General features: G+C 43.6%; 23 protein-coding genes. 11 read left to right on the top strand and 12 right to left on the bottom strand.

The genetic code is table 11. The features are described 5' to 3' along the window. Positions 1–532: 532 nt before the first annotated feature. Positions 533–1,990 carry a catalase KatA gene (katA, locus tag BN1067_RS03540; RefSeq protein ID WP_053217524.1) on the top strand — a complete coding sequence of 486 codons (1,458 nt, stop codon included), beginning with the start codon at positions 533–535 and terminating at the stop codon, positions 1,988–1,990. 175 nt (positions 1,991–2,165) lie between these two features. Next, positions 2,166–2,774, top strand: a complete 609-nt coding sequence (locus tag BN1067_RS03545) for a DNA-3-methyladenine glycosylase (protein WP_053217525.1) — start codon at positions 2,166–2,168, stop codon at positions 2,772–2,774. A gap of 310 nt (positions 2,775–3,084) precedes the next feature. On the opposite strand, the gene BN1067_RS03550 is transcribed toward BN1067_RS03545, so the two are convergent. Continuing rightward, the gene (locus tag BN1067_RS03550; protein ID WP_053217526.1) at positions 3,085–3,537 is read right to left on the bottom strand and encodes a DUF2188 domain-containing protein; all 453 of its coding nucleotides are present in this window, start codon (positions 3,535–3,537) and stop codon (positions 3,085–3,087) included. 335 nt (positions 3,538–3,872) lie between these two features. Between BN1067_RS03550 and ectA the strand changes: the two genes are divergently transcribed. The 3 genes from ectA to BN1067_RS03565 all read left to right on the top strand — a co-directional run bounded on the left by ectA (position 3,873) and on the right by BN1067_RS03565 (position 6,171). Further along, the gene (ectA, locus tag BN1067_RS03555) at positions 3,873–4,394 is read left to right on the top strand and encodes a diaminobutyrate acetyltransferase (protein ID WP_053217666.1); all 522 of its coding nucleotides are present in this window, start codon (positions 3,873–3,875) and stop codon (positions 4,392–4,394) included. 59 nt (positions 4,395–4,453) lie between these two features. Further along, positions 4,454–5,722 carry a diaminobutyrate--2-oxoglutarate transaminase gene (gene ectB, locus BN1067_RS03560; RefSeq protein WP_053217527.1) on the top strand — a complete coding sequence of 423 codons (1,269 nt, stop codon included), beginning with the start codon at positions 4,454–4,456 and terminating at the stop codon, positions 5,720–5,722. 62 nt (positions 5,723–5,784) lie between these two features. Then, on the top strand, positions 5,785–6,171 hold the full coding sequence (locus BN1067_RS03565) for an ectoine synthase (RefSeq protein ID WP_053217528.1): 387 nt from the start codon (positions 5,785–5,787) through the stop codon (positions 6,169–6,171). Between the two features lie 49 nt (positions 6,172–6,220). On the opposite strand, the gene BN1067_RS03570 is transcribed toward BN1067_RS03565, so the two are convergent. Next, the gene (locus BN1067_RS03570) at positions 6,221–6,844 is read right to left on the bottom strand and encodes a flavodoxin family protein (protein WP_324777795.1); all 624 of its coding nucleotides are present in this window, start codon (positions 6,842–6,844) and stop codon (positions 6,221–6,223) included. Positions 6,845–7,001: 157 nt separating this feature from the next. On the opposite strand from BN1067_RS03570, the gene BN1067_RS03575 reads away from it, so the two are divergent. From BN1067_RS03575 to BN1067_RS03580, 3 genes are all read left to right on the top strand, one after another. After that, the gene (locus tag BN1067_RS03575) at positions 7,002–7,424 is read left to right on the top strand and encodes a CBS domain-containing protein (RefSeq protein WP_053217529.1); all 423 of its coding nucleotides are present in this window, start codon (positions 7,002–7,004) and stop codon (positions 7,422–7,424) included. Positions 7,425–7,438: 14 nt separating this feature from the next. Beyond that, entirely contained in the window at positions 7,439–7,600 is a 162-nt protein-coding gene (locus BN1067_RS19755) for a hypothetical protein (protein ID WP_199868458.1), read from the top strand. Between the two features lie 132 nt (positions 7,601–7,732). Next, positions 7,733–7,891 (top strand): YfhD family protein, encoded by a 159-nt coding sequence (locus BN1067_RS03580; protein WP_110943286.1) that lies wholly within the window; start codon positions 7,733–7,735, stop codon positions 7,889–7,891. 18 nt (positions 7,892–7,909) lie between these two features. Here the strand turns inward: BN1067_RS03580 and mscL are convergent, their stop codons facing one another. After that, positions 7,910–8,470 (bottom strand): large conductance mechanosensitive channel protein MscL, encoded by a 561-nt coding sequence (gene mscL, locus BN1067_RS03585; protein WP_324777809.1) that lies wholly within the window; start codon positions 8,468–8,470, stop codon positions 7,910–7,912. Between the two features lie 116 nt (positions 8,471–8,586). On the opposite strand from mscL, the gene BN1067_RS03590 reads away from it, so the two are divergent. Together BN1067_RS03590 and BN1067_RS03595 are read left to right on the top strand one after the other, a co-directional pair. Next, positions 8,587–9,033, top strand: a complete 447-nt coding sequence (locus tag BN1067_RS03590; protein WP_053217531.1) for a YueI family protein — start codon at positions 8,587–8,589, stop codon at positions 9,031–9,033. Between the two features lie 122 nt (positions 9,034–9,155). Next, entirely contained in the window at positions 9,156–9,341 is a 186-nt protein-coding gene (locus tag BN1067_RS03595) for a YjzC family protein (protein WP_053217532.1), read from the top strand. A 77-nt stretch (positions 9,342–9,418) separates the two neighbouring features. Here BN1067_RS03595 and BN1067_RS03600 read toward each other — a convergent pair whose 3' ends face one another. The 7 genes from BN1067_RS03600 to BN1067_RS03630 all read right to left on the bottom strand — a co-directional run bounded on the left by BN1067_RS03600 (position 9,419) and on the right by BN1067_RS03630 (position 14,150). Next, positions 9,419–10,309 carry a TetR/AcrR family transcriptional regulator gene (locus BN1067_RS03600; protein ID WP_053217533.1) on the bottom strand — a complete coding sequence of 297 codons (891 nt, stop codon included), beginning with the start codon at positions 10,307–10,309 and terminating at the stop codon, positions 9,419–9,421. A gap of 143 nt (positions 10,310–10,452) precedes the next feature. Next, complete coding sequence (locus tag BN1067_RS03605) at positions 10,453–11,199, bottom strand: amino acid ABC transporter ATP-binding protein (RefSeq protein ID WP_053217534.1); 747 nt, start codon at positions 11,197–11,199, stop codon at positions 10,453–10,455. Between the two features lie 14 nt (positions 11,200–11,213). After that, the gene (locus BN1067_RS03610) at positions 11,214–11,918 is read right to left on the bottom strand and encodes an amino acid ABC transporter permease (protein ID WP_053217535.1); all 705 of its coding nucleotides are present in this window, start codon (positions 11,916–11,918) and stop codon (positions 11,214–11,216) included. Then, positions 11,902–12,741, bottom strand: coding sequence for an amino acid ABC transporter substrate-binding protein (locus BN1067_RS03615; protein WP_053217536.1), 840 nt, complete (start codon positions 12,739–12,741; stop codon positions 11,902–11,904). Before BN1067_RS03615 ends, BN1067_RS03610 begins: the two co-directional genes overlap by 17 nt. A gap of 324 nt (positions 12,742–13,065) precedes the next feature. Then, a complete protein-coding gene (locus BN1067_RS03620) occupies positions 13,066–13,677 on the bottom strand; it encodes a sigma-70 family RNA polymerase sigma factor (RefSeq protein WP_053217537.1) in 612 nt (203 codons plus the stop codon). Positions 13,678–13,722: 45 nt separating this feature from the next. After that, complete coding sequence (locus BN1067_RS03625) at positions 13,723–13,878, bottom strand: YvrJ family protein (protein WP_110943289.1); 156 nt, start codon at positions 13,876–13,878, stop codon at positions 13,723–13,725. 26 nt (positions 13,879–13,904) lie between these two features. After that, positions 13,905–14,150 carry a helix-turn-helix domain-containing protein gene (locus BN1067_RS03630; protein ID WP_053217538.1) on the bottom strand — a complete coding sequence of 82 codons (246 nt, stop codon included), beginning with the start codon at positions 14,148–14,150 and terminating at the stop codon, positions 13,905–13,907. 351 nt (positions 14,151–14,501) lie between these two features. On the opposite strand from BN1067_RS03630, the gene BN1067_RS03635 reads away from it, so the two are divergent. Beyond that, positions 14,502–15,617: an NAD(P)/FAD-dependent oxidoreductase gene (locus tag BN1067_RS03635; RefSeq protein WP_053217539.1), complete on the top strand. Its 1,116-nt coding sequence runs from the start codon at positions 14,502–14,504 to the stop codon at positions 15,615–15,617. Between the two features lie 66 nt (positions 15,618–15,683). Here BN1067_RS03635 and BN1067_RS03640 read toward each other — a convergent pair whose 3' ends face one another. Together BN1067_RS03640 and BN1067_RS03645 are read right to left on the bottom strand one after the other, a co-directional pair. After that, positions 15,684–16,859 carry an aminotransferase gene (locus BN1067_RS03640; protein ID WP_053217540.1) on the bottom strand — a complete coding sequence of 392 codons (1,176 nt, stop codon included), beginning with the start codon at positions 16,857–16,859 and terminating at the stop codon, positions 15,684–15,686. Next, positions 16,856–17,356, bottom strand: a complete 501-nt coding sequence (locus BN1067_RS03645) for an Lrp/AsnC family transcriptional regulator (RefSeq protein WP_053217541.1) — start codon at positions 17,354–17,356, stop codon at positions 16,856–16,858. Before BN1067_RS03645 ends, BN1067_RS03640 begins: the two co-directional genes overlap by 4 nt. Positions 17,357–17,545: the final 189 nt, after the last annotated feature.

Genomic DNA, 17,545 nt, shown 5'->3' on the forward strand with positions numbered 1-17,545 from the left:
AATCAGGCTCTTCCACCATGATTTTCCAGCAGTAAGGAAAATAAAAAGCAGAGGTCATTCAAACAACGGCCTCTGCTTTTTTTGGTACGAAAAGCCTATTTCTGTACCAAGGAAGAGAAATTCTCTCTTCGCTATTGCAAATGATTCTCATTATCATTTATAATAACTTATGTAATACACTTTCCTATGCTTACTTTTGCAGAAGATAAAGGTACTCCTATCTTACGTGATGGCTTTTGTTACCCCCCAAAAATAATAAATGTTTCATCCCCCGGAGTTCCTTGATCTTCCTTTAAGACTGTCATTAGACAGTCTTTTTTTTTTGAACCTACTCGCCAGACAATCTTATTTATCATTCATGTTCCTTTAATCGATAATCCGCCTTATTTCAGACATAAGGAACGCTTGTAAATCATACGATCCACTAAATAGAAACATCGTTTTGTTTAAAATCATTATAATTAAACATTGATTTTTAGTAAATTTATATTATAATTGAACATGTACTAAGTTAAGGAGAGGTGTTAAATAGATGGCAAATGAAAAAAGATACTTAACAAATGCTGCCGGTGCCCCAGTCGGTGATAACCAAAATTCCATGACTGCCGGCCACCGTGGTCCGACGTTGATTCAAGACGTACACCTGCTTGAAAAGCTGGCTCATTTCAACCGAGAAAGAGTACCAGAACGCGTCGTTCACGCAAAAGGTGCCGGAGCTCATGGCTACTTTGAAGTTACAAACGACTTATCTAAATATACAAAAGCTGCTTTCCTACAAGAAGTCGGTAAAAAAACTCCAATGTTCATCCGTTTTTCTACTGTTGCCGGTGAATTGGGTTCAGCCGACACAGTCCGTGACCCACGAGGATTTGCGGTGAAGTTTTATACAGAAGAAGGAAACTATGACTTAGTGGGTAACAACACCCCTGTCTTTTTCATCCGTGATGCAATTAAGTTTCCGGACTTCATTCACACACAAAAACGCAATCCGGCAACACACTTAAAAGATCCGAATGCTGTATGGGATTTCTGGTCTCTATCACCTGAATCACTTCATCAGGTGACTATTCTGCATTCCGATCGTGGTATTCCTGCAACTTATCGCCATATGGACGGATTTGGAAGCCATACATTCAAATGGACCAATGCGGACGGCGAATCTGTTTGGGTGAAATACCACTTCAAAACAAATCAAGGCATTAAAAACCTTGATCCAGCATTGGCAACAAAAATTGCTGGCGAAAATCCGGATTACCATACAGAAGATCTATATAACGCTATCGATTCCGGCGACTTCCCTGAGTGGACAGTATATGTCCAAATCATGCCGATCGAGGATGCCAATACTTACCGTTTCGATCCTTTCGATGTCACCAAAGTATGGTCCCATAAGGACTATCCATTGATCGAGCTAGGAAAAATGGTATTGAACAAAAATCCAGAAAACTACTTCGCTGAAGTAGAACAGGCTACGTTCTCTCCAGGAACACTTGTACCTGGCATTGAACCATCTCCTGACAAAATGTTGCAAGGTCGTCTATTTGCCTATGCGGACGCACATCGTTATCGCGTCGGTGCCAACCACCAGGCATTGCCGATCAACCGTGCTCATGTTGAAGTAAACAACTATCAGCGCGACGGTCAAATGCGTTTTGACGGAAATGGCGGCGGTTCCCTTAACTATGAGCCAAACAGCTTTGGCGGACCGCAAGAAGCTTCTGAAACCAAGCCGGCAGCTTATGAAGTAACCGGAATGGCTGACAGTGTAGCTTATGATCATAACGATCACTATACTCAAGCCGGTGACCTATACCGCTTGATGAGCGAAGAAGAGCGTACTCGTCTTGTTGAAAATATCGTAGAAGGCATGAAGCCTGTCGAAAAAGACGAAATCAAATTACGTCAAATCGAGCACTTTTTCAAAGCTGACCCTGAGTATGGAACTCGTGTAGCTGAAGGTCTTGGTTTGTCAGTACCTGTGAAAGCATAAGCAACAATTAACATCTAATCCATTCCAAATAACTTGCCGCCCATCTTTTGGGTGGCTTTTTTTTGCACACTGTACAAACTCCCATTAAGGCACTGTTATTGCTCATTGCAACCATACTGTGTATCATGCAATTAAAGAAATTTGTAAGCCAACTACTAGTTAGGAGTTTTAGTGAATGAAATCGGAACAGGATACCTTTGCTCCCTTGCCACTAGAATTTTATGACCAGCCAACCCTGCAACTTGCCCCTGCCCTATTAGGATGTTTGCTCATCAAAGAAACACCGGAAGGCAGCGCGTCCGGTATCATCGTAGAAACGGAAGCTTATAAAGGGCCGGTTGATCAGGCCGCCCATAGCTTCAAAAACCGGCGGACAAAACGTACCGAAGTCATGTTTGGCGACTCCGGCTATGCCTACACCTATGTGATGCATACGCATTGCCTTGTTAATGTTGTCAGTGGCGGAAACGATGTTCCGGAAGCAATCCTGATTCGTGCTGTCGAACCATACTCCGGCTTACCCTTGATTCGCTCCCGTCGCCCGAAAATAAAAAAGGAACGTGAGCTGACCAATGGGCCAGGAAAGCTCTGCAAAGCGTTAGGGATTACCATGGAGGATTACGGTCATCTTCTTACCCAGCCTCCCCTTTGGATTGCCTCCGGTCCGGAAAATGTCCCATTCATCACGGAAACAGGACCGAGAATCGGCATCGACAACGCAGGAGAAGCAAGATTTTATCCATGGCGTTTCTGGATTAAAGACAACCCCTTCGTATCGAAATAAGAAAAGCGCAAGCGCCTTGCTCACCCCCGACAAGCTTAAGTCTAACCCCGCTGTGGCGGCTTTTTTGCCACAAAGAGGTTAGCCTTAAGACCTCGAGGGGGTAGGCGCTGAAGCTAGACAATGAAAAGCGCAAGCGCCTTGCTCACCCCCGACAAGCTTAAGTCTAACCTCGCTGTGGCGGCTTTTTTGCCACAAAGAGGTTAGACTTAAGACCTCGAGGGGGGCTCCTTATTAGGAACAGATTGTTATTTGAATTCGTTCAGCAGTAGTTCACTTTTCCATTTATTTGGAACTTCAGGTTACAACTCTTTTAAGAGAATGAGTGCCTCTTTTCGACATCTCCGTTTTGCTTATGAATGACTGCTTCCGTTCCCTTGTTTTCAGCAATTTCTTTCGCCCGTTCGACGGCATCCGATTTCTTTTCGAAAACCTTTGAAGGTTTTTTGGCGTCTTTGGCTTGTACAGCCCAGCCATTTTCATGCGGTACGACATGTTCCCCTTCATCCATTAATTCAGGACGTTTATCATACTGCTCGTCTTTTTTGGAACGAGTTCGAGGATCACCTTCGTCCATGTACTCCTCTATTTCTTTTTTGGAAGCATTATCGAACCATTCCTTTGCCTGATCTGTAGCAATCGGAATCGCTCTTCCTTCCTCATATCCTTCATCAAGCATGGCATTGGCTATATCAATGGCTTTTTTTCTGATAACCGGTTCGAAATTCTTTAACGAAGCAGGATAATCATTCATCGTCCAAGGCACTTTCACCACTCCTTTTAACGATTATATATAATTGTTTTCCCCCTTCCAGTACCCCTAAACCTTTAAACAGTCCGTTTTACCATGCTTGTCTGCTTTCCACGCGGCATATTATCTCCTGTGTTCCCAAATTGTCCTGATAAATTAAAATTGTTAGAAAAATTAACAATGCCAGAGCATTCTTTTGTTTTTGACTAGCTGTTTGCTCCTCAACATGTTTAAGCATTGATAATCCCTGCTAATCAAGTTTATTGTGATTTGAGTAAAATTACCAACTCTCCTATTATTGTTAATGTGTTTTGAAAAAACTGAAAATAACGCAAAAGGAGGCACAAACTATTAACAGTTCAAGCGTAACTGCGACCGTAGAAGCAGCTGGCAAACTGACTTTCAGCAAACCAGCTGTTGAAGATGGCGCAGCAATGTGGGAATTGGTAAACAATTCGACGCTCGATCAAAACTCTGTATATAAATATATAATGATGAGTGAGTTTTTTGCTGAGACTTGCGTAGTTGCCAAAGAGAATGATAAATTAGTTGGCTTCGTTACTGCATTTATTCCTCCAGAGCGTCAAGACGTCGTGTTCGTATGGCAGATCGGTGTTTCTTCTGATCAAAGAGGAAAGGGAGTCGCTTCTCGACTGCTCCAAGAATTAATCAGCCGTGATGCCTGCCGGGATGTACACTTTATCGAGGCAACTGTAACCCCTTCCAATGAGGCGTCTCAATCCTTATTCCGCGGCCTGGCCAGGAAGTACGATACAGACTGCCAAGTGGAGGAGTTGTTTCCAGAAGAGCTGTTTCCTGAAGACGATCATGAAGAAGAGTTAAACTTCCGAATCGGACCAATCAATAAGTAAAGACAGCTAGTGCCCGGAACACTCGTGACGAATTTACTAAAACCAAGGAGGAAATGTAAATGAGCCAAACGGATTTATCAATTTTCGACAAACTGGAATCAGAGGTAAGAAGCTATGTGCGAAGCTTCCCAGCTGTTTTTAATAAGGCAAAGGGTGAAAAAATCTGGGATGAAGACGGAAACGAATACTTAGACTTTTTCTCAGGAGCCGGCGCCCTCAATTACGGCCATAATGACAACAAAATGAAAGCAAAGTTGATTGATTATATTATGGAAGATGGTATCACCCATTCCTTAGATAAAGCTTCTTCAGCCAAAGCCTCATTTCTTACTAAGTTTCACGATGTCATCTTGAAACCGCGTAACCTGGACTACAAAGTAATGTTCCCCGGACCAACAGGAACGAACACAGTCGAAAGTGCGCTGAAGCTGGCAAGAAAAGTTACCGGCCGTACGGATGTAATCAGCTTTACAAATGGCTTTCACGGAATGACGATAGGATCGCTGTCCGTTACAGGAAATTCCTTTAAACGGAAAGGTGCAGGGGTACCACTGCAAAATGTGGTTACCATGCCATATGATAATTTTGTAAACGATGACTTGGATTATCTTGAGCGATTCCTGGAGGAAGCTGGCAGTGGTGTTGCCATTCCAGCAGCGATGATTTTGGAAACAGTTCAAGGCGAGGGCGGAATCAACACGGCCCGTTTTGAATGGTTAAAACGTGTGGAAGATATTTGTAAGCGCTGGGACATCCTGCTGATTATTGACGATGTGCAAGCAGGGGTAGGCAGAACCGGAACGTTCTTCAGTTTTGAACCAGCAGGCATCAAACCGGATATCGTTTGTCTTTCTAAGTCGCTAAGCGGCTACGGACTTCCGTTTGCCGTCACCCTTATCCGCCCTGATTTGGATATTTGGGAGCCGGGGGAGCATAACGGAACTTTTCGCGGAAACAACCATGCTTTTGTCACCGCAACAGCTGCATTGGAGTACTGGGAAGATGCAGACTTTGAAAAGAACGTCCAGGTGAAGGCCAAAATGGTGCGGAACTTCCTGGATAACATGGTTGAGAAATACCCGGAATTAAAAGGAGAAGTACGCGGAAGAGGACTGATGATAGGCATTGCGTCAGAAGTGGATGGACTCGCAAATAAAGTTGCGGCAAAAGCTTTTGAAAACGGCTTGATCATGGAAACTTCCGGTCCAAAGGATGAAGTTTTCAAGCTCTTCCCACCGCTGACAATTAAAGAAGAAAACTTGGAAAAAGGTTTTGCCATCATTGAAGAAAGCATTAAAAACCTGGTAAAAGAACCAGTTGCCAACTAACCGCTAAACGCCACAAAAGGGATCTATGAATCGAACAATTAAAATCTGGGAGGAAAGTAAAAATGAAGGTTGTCGCTTTAAAAGATGTAATAGGAACGGAACATGACGTAGACGGAGGCAATTGGGTCAGCAGACGCCTGATCAAAAAGGACGATGGCATGGGATACTCTGTCAACGATACGATAATCAAGGCTGGTACAGAAACACACATTTGGTACAAAAACCATTTAGAAGCTGTTTACTGCATTGAAGGAGAAGGCGAAGTCGTTACCCTGAAGGATAATAAAGTATGGCCAATTAAGAAAGATGAACTATATGCACTTGATGAACACGATGAACATCTGCTTCGCGCCCGGACAGATATGCGAATGGTATGTGTGTTCAATCCGCCGCTTTCCGGAAAAGAAGTCCATGATGAAAATGGAGTTTACCCTGTAGATGAGGATTAATCATTCACAAAAAACAGCAGGCCGCTAAAAGGCCTGCTGTTTTCCATTATCAAGAAGCGTTCCCTTCGGGTGGAATGGGTTGTTGTTGAAAGATACGGGCCAGGTGGACAAGGTTATGGGCAGCCATCTGAACATTTGATTTGGTAAATTCATTGTTGTACCCTTCAGCTTCTATGAAGGATGGTCCCGGACCGGCTTCTCCTACCCAATAGGCGATAGGATTTGGCGGGATCGCATAACCGATTTGAGATAATCCGAAAATCAGGTCTCCCGCTGCATTTTTAGCCCCGTCTTCATTCCCTGTAACCACTGCTCCTGCCACCTTGTTATAAAATACAGGTTGTCCTTTTTCATTTTTCACCGTAGAGGATCCATTAAAGCGTTCCAGCACTTTTTTGGATACACTGCTTTTCTCGCCAAGCCATACCGGTGTTCCCATCAACAAGATGTCTGCTTCTTTGATTTTCTCAAATAACTGCGGCCATTCATCTCCATCCCCCATATCCTCTGCTATTCCGTATGCAATATCGTAATCGACTACCCGAACCAGTTCAGATTCTACTTGTTCGCCATCAAATACTTTTACAAATTGATTCAATAACGCATCTGTGTTCGAAGTTTCGTCTGAATTTTTCAATGAGCAGTTCAACATCAGTGCTTTCAATGAAGCCACCTTATCCCTCCTCGAATTCTATTCTTCTAATGCTCTACCCTTTCAAAGGAAAAGATATGCAGCATTGCCTGAATTCCAGGAATACGTTTTACGAGGCTGAATAAAGGATACTTAATAAATATAAGTCAGTTCTTAAACCCAAAAGGAGGATTAGCTTATGACAGCTGTTCAACAAGTGATGACAGAGAATGTAGCTGCAGCTAAGCCCGGTGACAGCTTAGAAACATTAGCACAGGAAATGGATGCTCATGATGTCGGCTTCCTTCCGGTCGTCGATGAAGATAAGCTTGTCGGTGTGGTAACCGACCGTGATATTGTTCGAAGAGGACTGGCGAAAGACTTTAAATCAAATGGCGTCTCAGCAGAACAAATCATGACCGAAAAAGTCATTACCGTACTGCCTGATATGCAAGTGGAAGAAGCTACCCGCTTGATGCAGGATCACCAGATCAAGCGATTGATTGTTGCAGAAGACAGAGCAATAAAAGGCGTTGTTTCTCTAGGTGATTTAGCAGTCTCCAATCAAGAACAATCTGCCGAAAATGCCTTAGGTGAAATCAAAAAATCGAGCAATGGATAAGCGAGGTGTTCTAAATGGCTGAAAACAAAAAAGAAGAACTCTTTGATAATCATGAAAACAATTCCCCGGAACAGGAAAAGAAGCGGAAGGATCCAAATAAGGATCCAGACCCGCAACGCGAAGTAGAAGGAAACACCAATAAGAAACCGGAGAAAAACCCGGATGATTTTGAGTAATGGAGATAAACAAGAGACCGGAAAACTTCCGGTCTCTTGTTCTTATGCATAGTTATCAGTCGTCTATTCCATATTAAAAAGGAATAAGCAGCTGATCTTATTCCTCAGACCTGTGTGGAAAGGATGAAAGAAATGGACGACAACAAACAAGCCGAGAAAGCCTTGAAAAACATTGAAAAAACAGAAGAAGTAGAGTTTTCCTATGAATTGGCTGATTCGGAAGATAAAGAAGCAATGGAACGGATGAAGCAGGCGAATCAGCGGCAGCGCAATCACCAATCGAGAGAGTAAGGAAAAACGAGTGCTGTCTCATGGCACTCGTTTTTTTACGTTAACCAACATCCTCCTGCTATCTTCTCCATTTTTACTGTCCTCCATTAAGGTAGAGCCGCAGTGGGCACACCGGACTGCATGGACCGGGATGGACATGCGACAATAGGGACATTCTTTCTTCTGCATGGCAACGCCGGGATGCTGATCAGGTTTTTTCCATCGATTCATTTGCCTGATGATTAGAAACAGGGCAAAAAAAATAATCAGGAACCGTATAAGTGCTGTAAGAAACAAGCCATAATTAATCGTCACAGCACCTGCAGCCTGGGCTTCTGCCAGTGTTTCAAATCGACCGCTCCCTAATACCACATACATGTTGGAAAAATTCATTTGGGAAAGCAGCAATCCGACCGGGGGCAGGAGCACGTCCGTTACAAGCGAATCAACAATACTGCTGAAAGCAGCGCCCAGAACCATCCCAATCCCCATATCGGCCGCATTTCCCCGCAAGATAAATTGGCGAAACTCATTAAGTATTGCCGATTGTTTCCCTCCTCCCTTTTTGGGATATCTATATGCTTGTTTGGGACAGCCTATGAAGAGAAAGAGAGGATCCGTTAATTTACCCCCATCCTTTCTAAACCATTACGTCCAATTTATAATAGACAGGCAACCGACAATGGCAAGAACGATTGTTGAAAAGGAGCATCAAGATGAGCAAACGAAATATGGAAGACTATTTAGAAGAGGGCCTATATGGGGCAAAGCAGACAAAACCCGCTGAGCGAAAAAAATACTTAGGCACTTTAAGGGAGAGGATTCTGCTTGCTTTGAAAAAATCCCAGGTAATGCAGCAGCAAGGATTCGCGGAATTAGAGGCAGAGATGAAAGCACATCCGAACGCAAAGTTATTGCTGAACGGTAAGATCAATTCCCGTTTTTTCAAGGCTTATAAGAAGCTGGCCAAGCAACATAACATCGCCTATACTTCGGTCACTAATAACGAGGCAGACACCGATATCGGGGCTGTCTTAACAAGTAATTCAGCAGTGGACCGTGAATCGATTTTTGTGGAAGAAAAGGAACAACAATCTGCTTCTCAACAGAAAGACACGCCTCAAGGAGTAAAAGCTCGGTTTAAGAAATGGTTTGGATTGTAAGACAATCCTATAATCTTTCATTACAATTGGATAACATCTATCAGAAAAAGTTTACCACCTCGTGAATGGTGAAATAGATAAGTGTGATAGAAAAGTTCAAAAATTTACCGGAGGTGTTAAATATGGCTGAAAACCGTTTGAAAACCGGAGAGAACGTACCAGAATCAGGCAAGTATAAGGTAGACGGATTTGTCCACGAAGAAGACGCTTCCCAACAAGATGATACAGAAATCAGTGTGGAGGAAGGAGAACAGTTTCCGCCGTCCCCAACCTCCCACAAAGCAGTATACTGGAAGAAAACTTCTTAAAACAAACTATTAAAGACAAACATTACAGAAAAATACTGTGCAAGGTGACAAGCACTTGCACAGTATTTTTTACATCGTTATAAAAGCCTGATTTTCAGGCGTTCAGCCACACGCTGCCGCAGCTTATCTAATTCGCTGATTCCTTTGAAATTAGCCAGCAAGCCTTGGATCAAAAACTTTTTAGGATCTGGCTTGTTAATCTCAGCAAATAAATAATCGATCGCTCCCTGTAATTCATCCGTCTTGGCCGGAGGGATATCCAGTTGTTGAACCACATCGAGCATTTCAGTCAGCATTTTTTCTACTTCCTGCCTAACCAAGTTTGGAGCGAGATCGACCTGATCCGCTGATTCGAGCAGCTGTTTGGTTATCACGGGTTCTTCACCGCTGCCTGCCATGCCTTCAACCATATCATCCATACGTCGGACAAGAAATACAGCCATTTTATGAAGATCAAGTTCAACATTATACTTGATGCTCAATTGCATATAATTCGACAGCATCCCCTCCGCCATGATACCTAAGTCGGTAACATATCCTTCTACTTTATCTCCATATATGTTGAATAAATTTTCCTCATACCAACGTTTTATTTCCATATCTTTTTGTTTAATAAATTCGAATAATTCCTCATTGAGAGAAATCGTCTGTTCTCGAAACTGAGTAATGATAAAGTCTTTATGTTTTAACACCTCTTCCAACTGGACATGAATCTGTTTAATAAAGCTTTCTCTCGCCGACAAATTCTCCTGTTGTACTTCTTCCATTTTTCTGTTCATCAAATCATAATAATATTCGAAGATACGAAACATTAATTCGTCTTTGGAACGGAAATGGAGATAAAAGGATCCTTTAGACAAATTGCTCTTATCGACAATTTCCTGAATCGAAGTAGCATAGAACCCCTTTTCAGCAAAAAGCGCAATGGAAGCTTCGATTATCTTTTTCTTCTTTTCGTTCAATACCATCACTTCCCTGGCTCCATCATTCTTTTCCTATGTTCATCTCTCTTTTATTTTGTCTTTTTACTAACTATCAGTCAAGCCGAAGTCCTCCCTTTCGATTGGAAAAAAGCAGCATCCAGTCGATAGGAAGGACTGGATGCTGCTTTTTACGGGTTGAGGATCCTCTGCAAGAATTGCTGTGTTCTTTTTTCTTTAGGTGCTTTTAATACCTTTTCTGGCGGTCCCTGTTCAATGATATATCCGCCATCCATGAAAATTACTTCATCGGAAACCTGTTCAGCGAACTGCACCTCATGAGTAACGATCACCATGGTCCAGCCTTCATTGGCCAGCTCCTTGATCACTCCGAGTACTTCCCCGATTAATTCCGGGTCTAGAGCGGAAGTAGGTTCATCGAACAGCATGAGCTCCGGCTCGATGGCAAGCGCACGTGCTATTCCCACCCGCTGTTGCTGCCCACCGGAAAGCTGATGCGGATATAAGTGCATTTTCTCCCGCAAACCAACCTTGGAAAGCAGCTGTTCCGCCATTTCACGGACCTCATTTTTGTCACGCTTTTGGACAATGATCGGCCCCTCCGTCACATTTTCCAGAGCTGTTTTATGAGGAAATAAGTTGTAGGATTGAAAAACCATGCCTGATTTTCGTCTAAGCCGCAACCAATCCTGCTTACTTACCTTCTTGTCAAAATCGAGTCCAAACCCATCCTCAAAGGTGAACGTACCACCGCTTGGTTCCTCAAGGGCGTTCAAGCAGCGAAGCAGCGTCGTTTTCCCGGATCCTGACGGCCCCATGATCGTCAAAACCTTCCCCTTTTCCACGTGAACATCTATATCTTTCAATACCTTCAATTCACCGAAGGATTTCGATAATCCTTTTATTGATAAATACATTGCTACCTTCCTCTCTACCTTGCCGTGTATCGCGAAAGACGTCTTTCGATTACTTCCTGTACAAGTGACAGGATGAAACATATTATCCAATACAGGATGGCAGCTTCAACGTATATAAGCATGAAATCATACGTCCTCGCAGCTATTTCCTGTGCCCGCCGAAACAGCTCTGTAACGAGAATCAAAGAAGCCAGCGATGTATCTTTGACCAGGCTGATAAACGTATTGGACAGCGGGGGAATGGATACTCTTGCTGCCTGCGGAAGAATGATCCGCTTCAAGGTAGTAGTATGAGACATCCCGACGGTATAGCCGGCCTCCCATTGGCCTTTTGGAATCGATAAAATAGATGCACGGATAATTTCGGAAGCATAGGCCCCTACATTTAAGGAAAAAGCGATAATTGCACTTGGAAACGGATCGATCGTTATATTCAGACTGGGCATGCCATAAAACACGATAAATAGCTGTACCAGCATCGGCGTCCCTCTGATTGCCGAGACATAAGCGACAGCAGGCGCCCTTAAAATCCTGGAATTGGACAACCGCATCATTGCCGTCAACAACGCCAGTGCCAATCCTACCGCAAAGGAAATCAGCGTCAGTGGGATGGTGTATTTAATCCCTCCAGTGATCATCGGGAGCAGGGAGTTTTTAAACAGCTCCCAGCCCCCCATGTCCGCTGTGATGGTAAACAACACATTATTGAGAAGAGACATCTTCACCAAACCATTCTTTGGAGATTTCCGCTAAGCTTCCATCTTCTCTCATGGCTTCCAGTTGCTCGTTGACAGCGTCTACTAATTCTTCGTTCCCTTTATTGAAAGTAAAGGCTGTTTCGGAAACATCATCCTGTTCCGCTGCTATTTTGATGCTTGCATCACCCTGTTGGTTGATATAATCAAGAACTGCAAGTTTATCGTTAACGGTGACATCGGCTCTGCCTTGCTTGATCAATTCGATGGACTGTGCCAAACCTTCAACACTGACCAATTCCGCACCACTTTCCTCTGCGATTTCTCCATAGTTACTGGTTAACGACTGTGCAGATTGCTTGCCTTCTAAATCTTCAAAAGAATTGATGTCTGTATTGTCTTTTGGTACTACCACAACCGCGGAAGAATACGTATATGGATTGGAAAAGTCGTAGTTCTCCAGACGGTCTTCATTAATGCCTACCTGATTGGCAATGACGTCAAAACGTTCGGCATTCAATCCCGCAAACATCGAATCCCATTGCGTTTCTTCGAATTCCACTTCAATTCCCATGCGGTCTGCCACTTCTCGAATTACTTCCACATCATAACCGGTCAGTTCTCCTTCATCATTGTGAAAAGTGAATGGTGCATAGGTGCCTTCTGTTCCTACTGTCATAACCCCTTCCTCAACGATCTGATCATAAAGGGAAGCGGACTCTTCAGAGCCATTATCTGAACTGCCGTTGTTCTCGTCAGCGCCGGACTCCCCCTCTTGGTTATTTCCACATGCTGCCAAAACAGCGATCAGGCTGATTAAGACCAGCCAAGCACTAAATTTTTTCATATTTTAAACCCCCAGTGATTTTATCGGAATTATTGTCCAGACGTGATTATACCCCAGTGAAGATTGGTTGTAAAACAATTAATCTTTGGATGAACCTTTCGTGTAAAGTATTCCCGAACCACACTAAAATATTGGCGGGACACAAAAGAAGAAGACTCGTCCTGTGTGATGTACACAAAGTAACTCGTCCCCTTTTAAGGATCCGTATATCTTTTCCCCTCCAGGCAGATATCCAATCGCTTACTTTTTCGACTGGAGTCCAAAGAGGGGAAGCCAATATTGTGATACAGCAAAACTTCTCCACTTCCTTTTCCACATCCAGAATCAACCGGTTTCGTTCAAAGACCTTCTCAGTCTTTTAAGTGCTTTTTTATGACTCTTGGAAACAGCTTGTTGTGATTTTTTCAGAATTCCAGCTATTTCTGTGTCGCTAAGTTCATGCACGTATGCCAAGTTTAAAATTTTCTTCTGGTTCTCTGTCAATTTGGTAATGGCGTGATACAGCTTTTCATCTACCACCATATCCTCAAGGGAATAATTCCTTCCCTGCGAAAGTACGACCTCCAGACTCGTATTCTGCTGTTTATCTTCGATAAGATCTTTTAGCGTGTACTCGGAATCATCTGTTAAAGGGGAGTCAAGGATGAGCTGATTTCTCATTTTCAGGTTCTTATATTTTTTATCATAATTTATGGCATTGAAATGTAGGGTATTAGAGAGAAATGTGGTCAGCCTGATATTAAAGTAGTAAGCGCGGAATTTATCATCAAGCTTTTTGGTGTTGGCATGGGATGGGTAACAAATAGTCTGGACGAACAACTGGTAATTATCTTTCTCTTTCAAAAAAGCGGACACTATATTATTTTTGAAAAACTCCTGGTGCTCTTCTAGATACTTCTTCACTTCAGAGGTACAAGGATCTTCTTTTTCTTCCACCAACTAACCCTCCCCTTCTGTTCCCCGGAGATGAGGTGAGCCTCTCTACTTCTGGGAAAGCTTCACCGAGAGCTCGTTGATAACAGTCTCCAGATTTTCAATTTTTCGTTCAAAGCGAAAGAACAAATAAACAGTGACTGCGATAGGAAAACCGAAATTCCCCAACAACGTGACCCAAAGCGGAAAGTCAAAAGTATTCATTTGATCGCCTCCCTGTTATAATGTAATCAAATCATGTTGCTCTCTACCTGAACTTGAAAGTCGAAAAATCCGGGAACTTTGGATATATCATAACTGGTAATGGCTTCTACCATTTTCAACTGTAAATCCTGGTACATATCTTCCCTGTTTTTTTCTTCGGTCTGGTAAAGGGATTTTTTGACTTTTGGCTCGAACGAATCGAGAATGGCTACCAAGGCGGACGGGTTACTCTTAGACTCAGTCGTTAATTGATACAATGACTTTTCCTCCATACAGATAACCCCCCTAAATGATATTGACTTGCTTACTTTATAAAGAAGCCCTCCTCTCCCATCTAACAACCTATGTCTATAAAATTTCCCATTTACTTTATTTTACAAAAAGAACGAACGTTTGGGTATTGGGACTTTCTCTCGTTAATCCCGGCAGTTAGCGGCTTGATGGCATTCCATCTTTCCTCTAAGAAAGCATAATTAGTTAAATAGTCTGTGAAAGCTATGACAAACTTTGATGATAATTGGCTATTGGTCAATAGACACCAGGGCTTGTAGCATGTTCCTTTTGTAGCAGGGTTTTGTCTGATATATTTTAAATGACACACAATAAACGGTAAGGATGATAGAATGAAAAAATTCATTATAGTCGGTGCCGGAATACTGGGAGCTTCCACCGCTTATCGCCTAGTAAAGGCAGGTGCGGAAGTAGTGATTGTCGATCGGAATGATTCCGGCCAGGCTACAGATGCAGCTGCAGGAATTATCTGCCCCTGGCTCTCCCAGCGGCGAAATAAGGCCTGGTATCAGCTGGCCAAAGGTGGAGCTCGTTATTACCCGGATTTAATAAATGAACTAAAATCAGATGGAGAGACAAACACGGGATACACACAATCAGGTGCCATCAGCCTCCACCATGAATCAAAAAAGCTAGATGCTATGGAAGAACGTGCCTTTAAGCGGCGTGAAAGCGCTCCGGAGATGGGGGAAATCAGCCGACTGTCAGCAGATCAAGCGAAAGATTTATTCCCTCCGCTATCCGGGGAAATGGGAGCCGTCCATGTCAGCGGAGCTGCTCGTGTCGATGGACGTTTGCTGCTTAACGCTTTATTGCGTGCATCTGAAAAACACGGGGCCAAGCGAATAAACGGAAGTGCCTCTTTGCTAGTCAAAAATCAAAAAGCATATGGTGTAAGCGTGGAGAAGGAAGTCATCACTGGGGACAAAGTAATCGTAACAGCAGGTGCCTGGGCTCGTAAACTACTTGAGCCATTGGGGATTTCGTTCCAGGTCAGCTTCCAAAAGGCCCAAATCCTGCATTTGGAACTTCCTGATGTCGAGACAGGCAATTGGCCGGTCGTAATGCCACCGAAAAGCCATTACCTGCTTGCATTCGAACGTAACCGGGTAGTTGCCGGTACTACCCACGAAGATACAGCCCGTTACGATACAAGGGTTACTGCCGGAGGGATACAGGAGATACTCGAAAAAACCTTGCAGACAGCACCTGGTTTATCTGACAGTACATTGCTGGAAACAAGAGTTGGCTTTCGACCGTTTACTCCCGGATTTCTCCCGGTCATCGGTACAGTCCCTGGATTTGAAGGTCTTTTGACAGCGAATGGACTTGGGGCATCCGGCCTAACAATGGGGCCGTATATCGGCTCTCAACTTGCTAAATTGGCATTAGAGGAAGCTACCGAAATTGATCTAAGTCTTTATGATGTATCGGGTGCATTGGCATAATGCAGCCAAACCAGCCAATTTTCAATTACAAAAAGAGCCTTTGCCTGGCTGGCAAGGCTCTTTTCTTTATAAACGCTTTTCTACAAACCGACCGATCCGTTCGACCGCTGTCTGCAAGGCTTCCATAGATGCTGCATAAGAGCAGCGTACGTGCCCTTCCCCGCCTGCACCAAATACGGATCCAGGAACGACTGCTACTTTTTCTTCCTGCAGTAATTGTTCAGCAAACTGCTCGGAGGTCAAGCCTGTTTCCCTGATGGACGGAAACGCGTAAAAGGCTCCCCCCGGCATATGGCAAGGCAAACCGATACGGTTGCTTGCCTTTACAAAATAGTTTCGACGCCTGCGATAGCTTGCCACCATCTTATCGACATCCTCACGGCCATTCCGTAAAGCTTCCAATGCTCCATGCTGTGCAATCGTCGGGGCGCACATCATCGTGTACTGATGGATTTTCAGCATCGCCTGCAACAACGGCTCTGGTCCTGCTAAGTAGCCAAGCCTCCATCCAGTCATGGCAAACGCCTTGGAAAACCCAGAAATAACAACGGTCCGTTCTGCCATATCCGGCAGTGCCGCTATACTATAATGCGGCCGGTCATAGCTTAGCTCCGCATAAATTTCATCAGAAAGCACCAATAAATCATGGCGGCTTACAACTGCTGCCAGTTTCTCAAGCTCTTCTCTTTCCAATGTTGCACCTGTAGGATTATTAGGAAAACAAAGCAAAACCAATTTTGTTTTTTCACTGATACAGCTATTCAGCTGTTCCGCCGTCAATTTAAATTGGTTTTCTGCAGAAGTCGGTACTGGTACAGGGACGCCGCCTGCGAGCTGAACAATCGGGGCATAGGCTACAAAGCCCGGTTCTACAATCAACACTTCATCACCTGGATCAACCAATGCCCGGAACGCAAGGTCGATCGCCTGGCTTGCACCGGTTGTGACAATGATTTCTTTCTCCGCCTGATACATAAGTTGAAAGTGTTTTTGTAAATAAGCAGAAATTTCCTGACGTAACTCTAATAGACCGGCATTGGCTGAATAGGAAGTATAACCGCTCTCCATAGAAGCATACGCCGCCTCACAAATGTTCCAGCTGGTCACAAAGTCAGGTTCTCCTACACCGAGGGAAATCACTCCTTCCATTTCGTTTGCCAAATCAAAAAATTTTCGGATTCCCGATGGTTTTATGCTTCTTGCTGTTTCCGAAAGATATCTTTTTTTAGAAAGCTGTGTCATGGTGACACCACAACCCGTTTATCTTTATGCTCCGGCTCAAAAATAACCCCATCATGTTTATACTTTTTCAAGAGAAAATGGGTAGTAGTAGAAAGGACAGAATCGAGTGTCGACAGTTTCTTTGAAACAAAGAAAGCGACCTCCTTCATGGTTTTCCCTTCAATTTGAACCGACAAATCATAGGCGCCGGACATCAAATAGACCGCTTTCACTTCCGGAAAGCGATAAATCCGTTCTGCGACACCGTCGAAGCCGATTTCCCGTTTTGGCGCTACTTTTACATCTATCATAGCTGTTACCCCATCATTCGACGGAACCTGGTCCCAATTGATCACAGCTTGATAATTGAGAATGATATCCCGCTCTTCCAAGGATTTGATCATCCCTTCTATTTCCTGCTTCTCCATTTCCATCATATCCGCGATGGTTTCCAATGGAGTCCGCGCATTTCCCTCGAGAATCTCCAAAAGCTCCAATTCTTTTTCATTCATCTTTATGCCCCCAATTTTAGTCGATATGAATCAAAGGTTGGTATATACTGCACACTAATTTTTCATTTACCCTGATTGCCAGTTAAGTAAAAGCAAACAAAAATAGTTAAAACGATTTGGCTGTTTTACAGCTCAGAATACTCGCGAAGCATTCTGCCAGATCGAGTTCAAGTTCCAAGTTCTCCTCCTTATAAA

It is taken from the genome of Virgibacillus senegalensis (assembly GCF_000821245.2).
Classification (GTDB): domain Bacteria; phylum Bacillota; class Bacilli; order Bacillales; family Amphibacillaceae; genus Sediminibacillus; species Sediminibacillus senegalensis.

Coding starts and splice junctions, on each gene's coding strand:
- katA (WP_053217524.1), top strand. CDS start 533: ATGGCAAATGAAAAAAGATACTTAACAAATGCTGCCGGTGCCCCAGTC.
- BN1067_RS03545 (WP_053217525.1), top strand. CDS start 2,166: ATGAAATCGGAACAGGATACCTTTGCTCCCTTGCCACTAGAATTTTAT.
- ectB (WP_053217527.1), top strand. CDS start 4,454: ATGAGCCAAACGGATTTATCAATTTTCGACAAACTGGAATCAGAGGTA.
- BN1067_RS03565 (WP_053217528.1), top strand. CDS start 5,785: ATGAAGGTTGTCGCTTTAAAAGATGTAATAGGAACGGAACATGACGTA.
- BN1067_RS03575 (WP_053217529.1), top strand. CDS start 7,002: ATGACAGCTGTTCAACAAGTGATGACAGAGAATGTAGCTGCAGCTAAG.
- BN1067_RS19755 (WP_199868458.1), top strand. CDS start 7,439: ATGGCTGAAAACAAAAAAGAAGAACTCTTTGATAATCATGAAAACAAT.
- BN1067_RS03580 (WP_110943286.1), top strand. CDS start 7,733: ATGGACGACAACAAACAAGCCGAGAAAGCCTTGAAAAACATTGAAAAA.
- BN1067_RS03590 (WP_053217531.1), top strand. CDS start 8,587: ATGAGCAAACGAAATATGGAAGACTATTTAGAAGAGGGCCTATATGGG.
- BN1067_RS03595 (WP_053217532.1), top strand. CDS start 9,156: ATGGCTGAAAACCGTTTGAAAACCGGAGAGAACGTACCAGAATCAGGC.
- BN1067_RS03600 (WP_053217533.1), bottom strand. CDS start 10,309: ATGGTATTGAACGAAAAGAAGAAAAAGATAATCGAAGCTTCCATTGCG.
- BN1067_RS03605 (WP_053217534.1), bottom strand. CDS start 11,199: ATGTATTTATCAATAAAAGGATTATCGAAATCCTTCGGTGAATTGAAG.
- BN1067_RS03610 (WP_053217535.1), bottom strand. CDS start 11,918: ATGTCTCTTCTCAATAATGTGTTGTTTACCATCACAGCGGACATGGGG.
- BN1067_RS03615 (WP_053217536.1), bottom strand. CDS start 12,741: ATGAAAAAATTTAGTGCTTGGCTGGTCTTAATCAGCCTGATCGCTGTT.
- BN1067_RS03625 (WP_110943289.1), bottom strand. CDS start 13,878: ATGAATACTTTTGACTTTCCGCTTTGGGTCACGTTGTTGGGGAATTTC.
- BN1067_RS03630 (WP_053217538.1), bottom strand. CDS start 14,150: ATGGAGGAAAAGTCATTGTATCAATTAACGACTGAGTCTAAGAGTAAC.
- BN1067_RS03635 (WP_053217539.1), top strand. CDS start 14,502: ATGAAAAAATTCATTATAGTCGGTGCCGGAATACTGGGAGCTTCCACC.
- BN1067_RS03640 (WP_053217540.1), bottom strand. CDS start 16,859: ATGACACAGCTTTCTAAAAAAAGATATCTTTCGGAAACAGCAAGAAGC.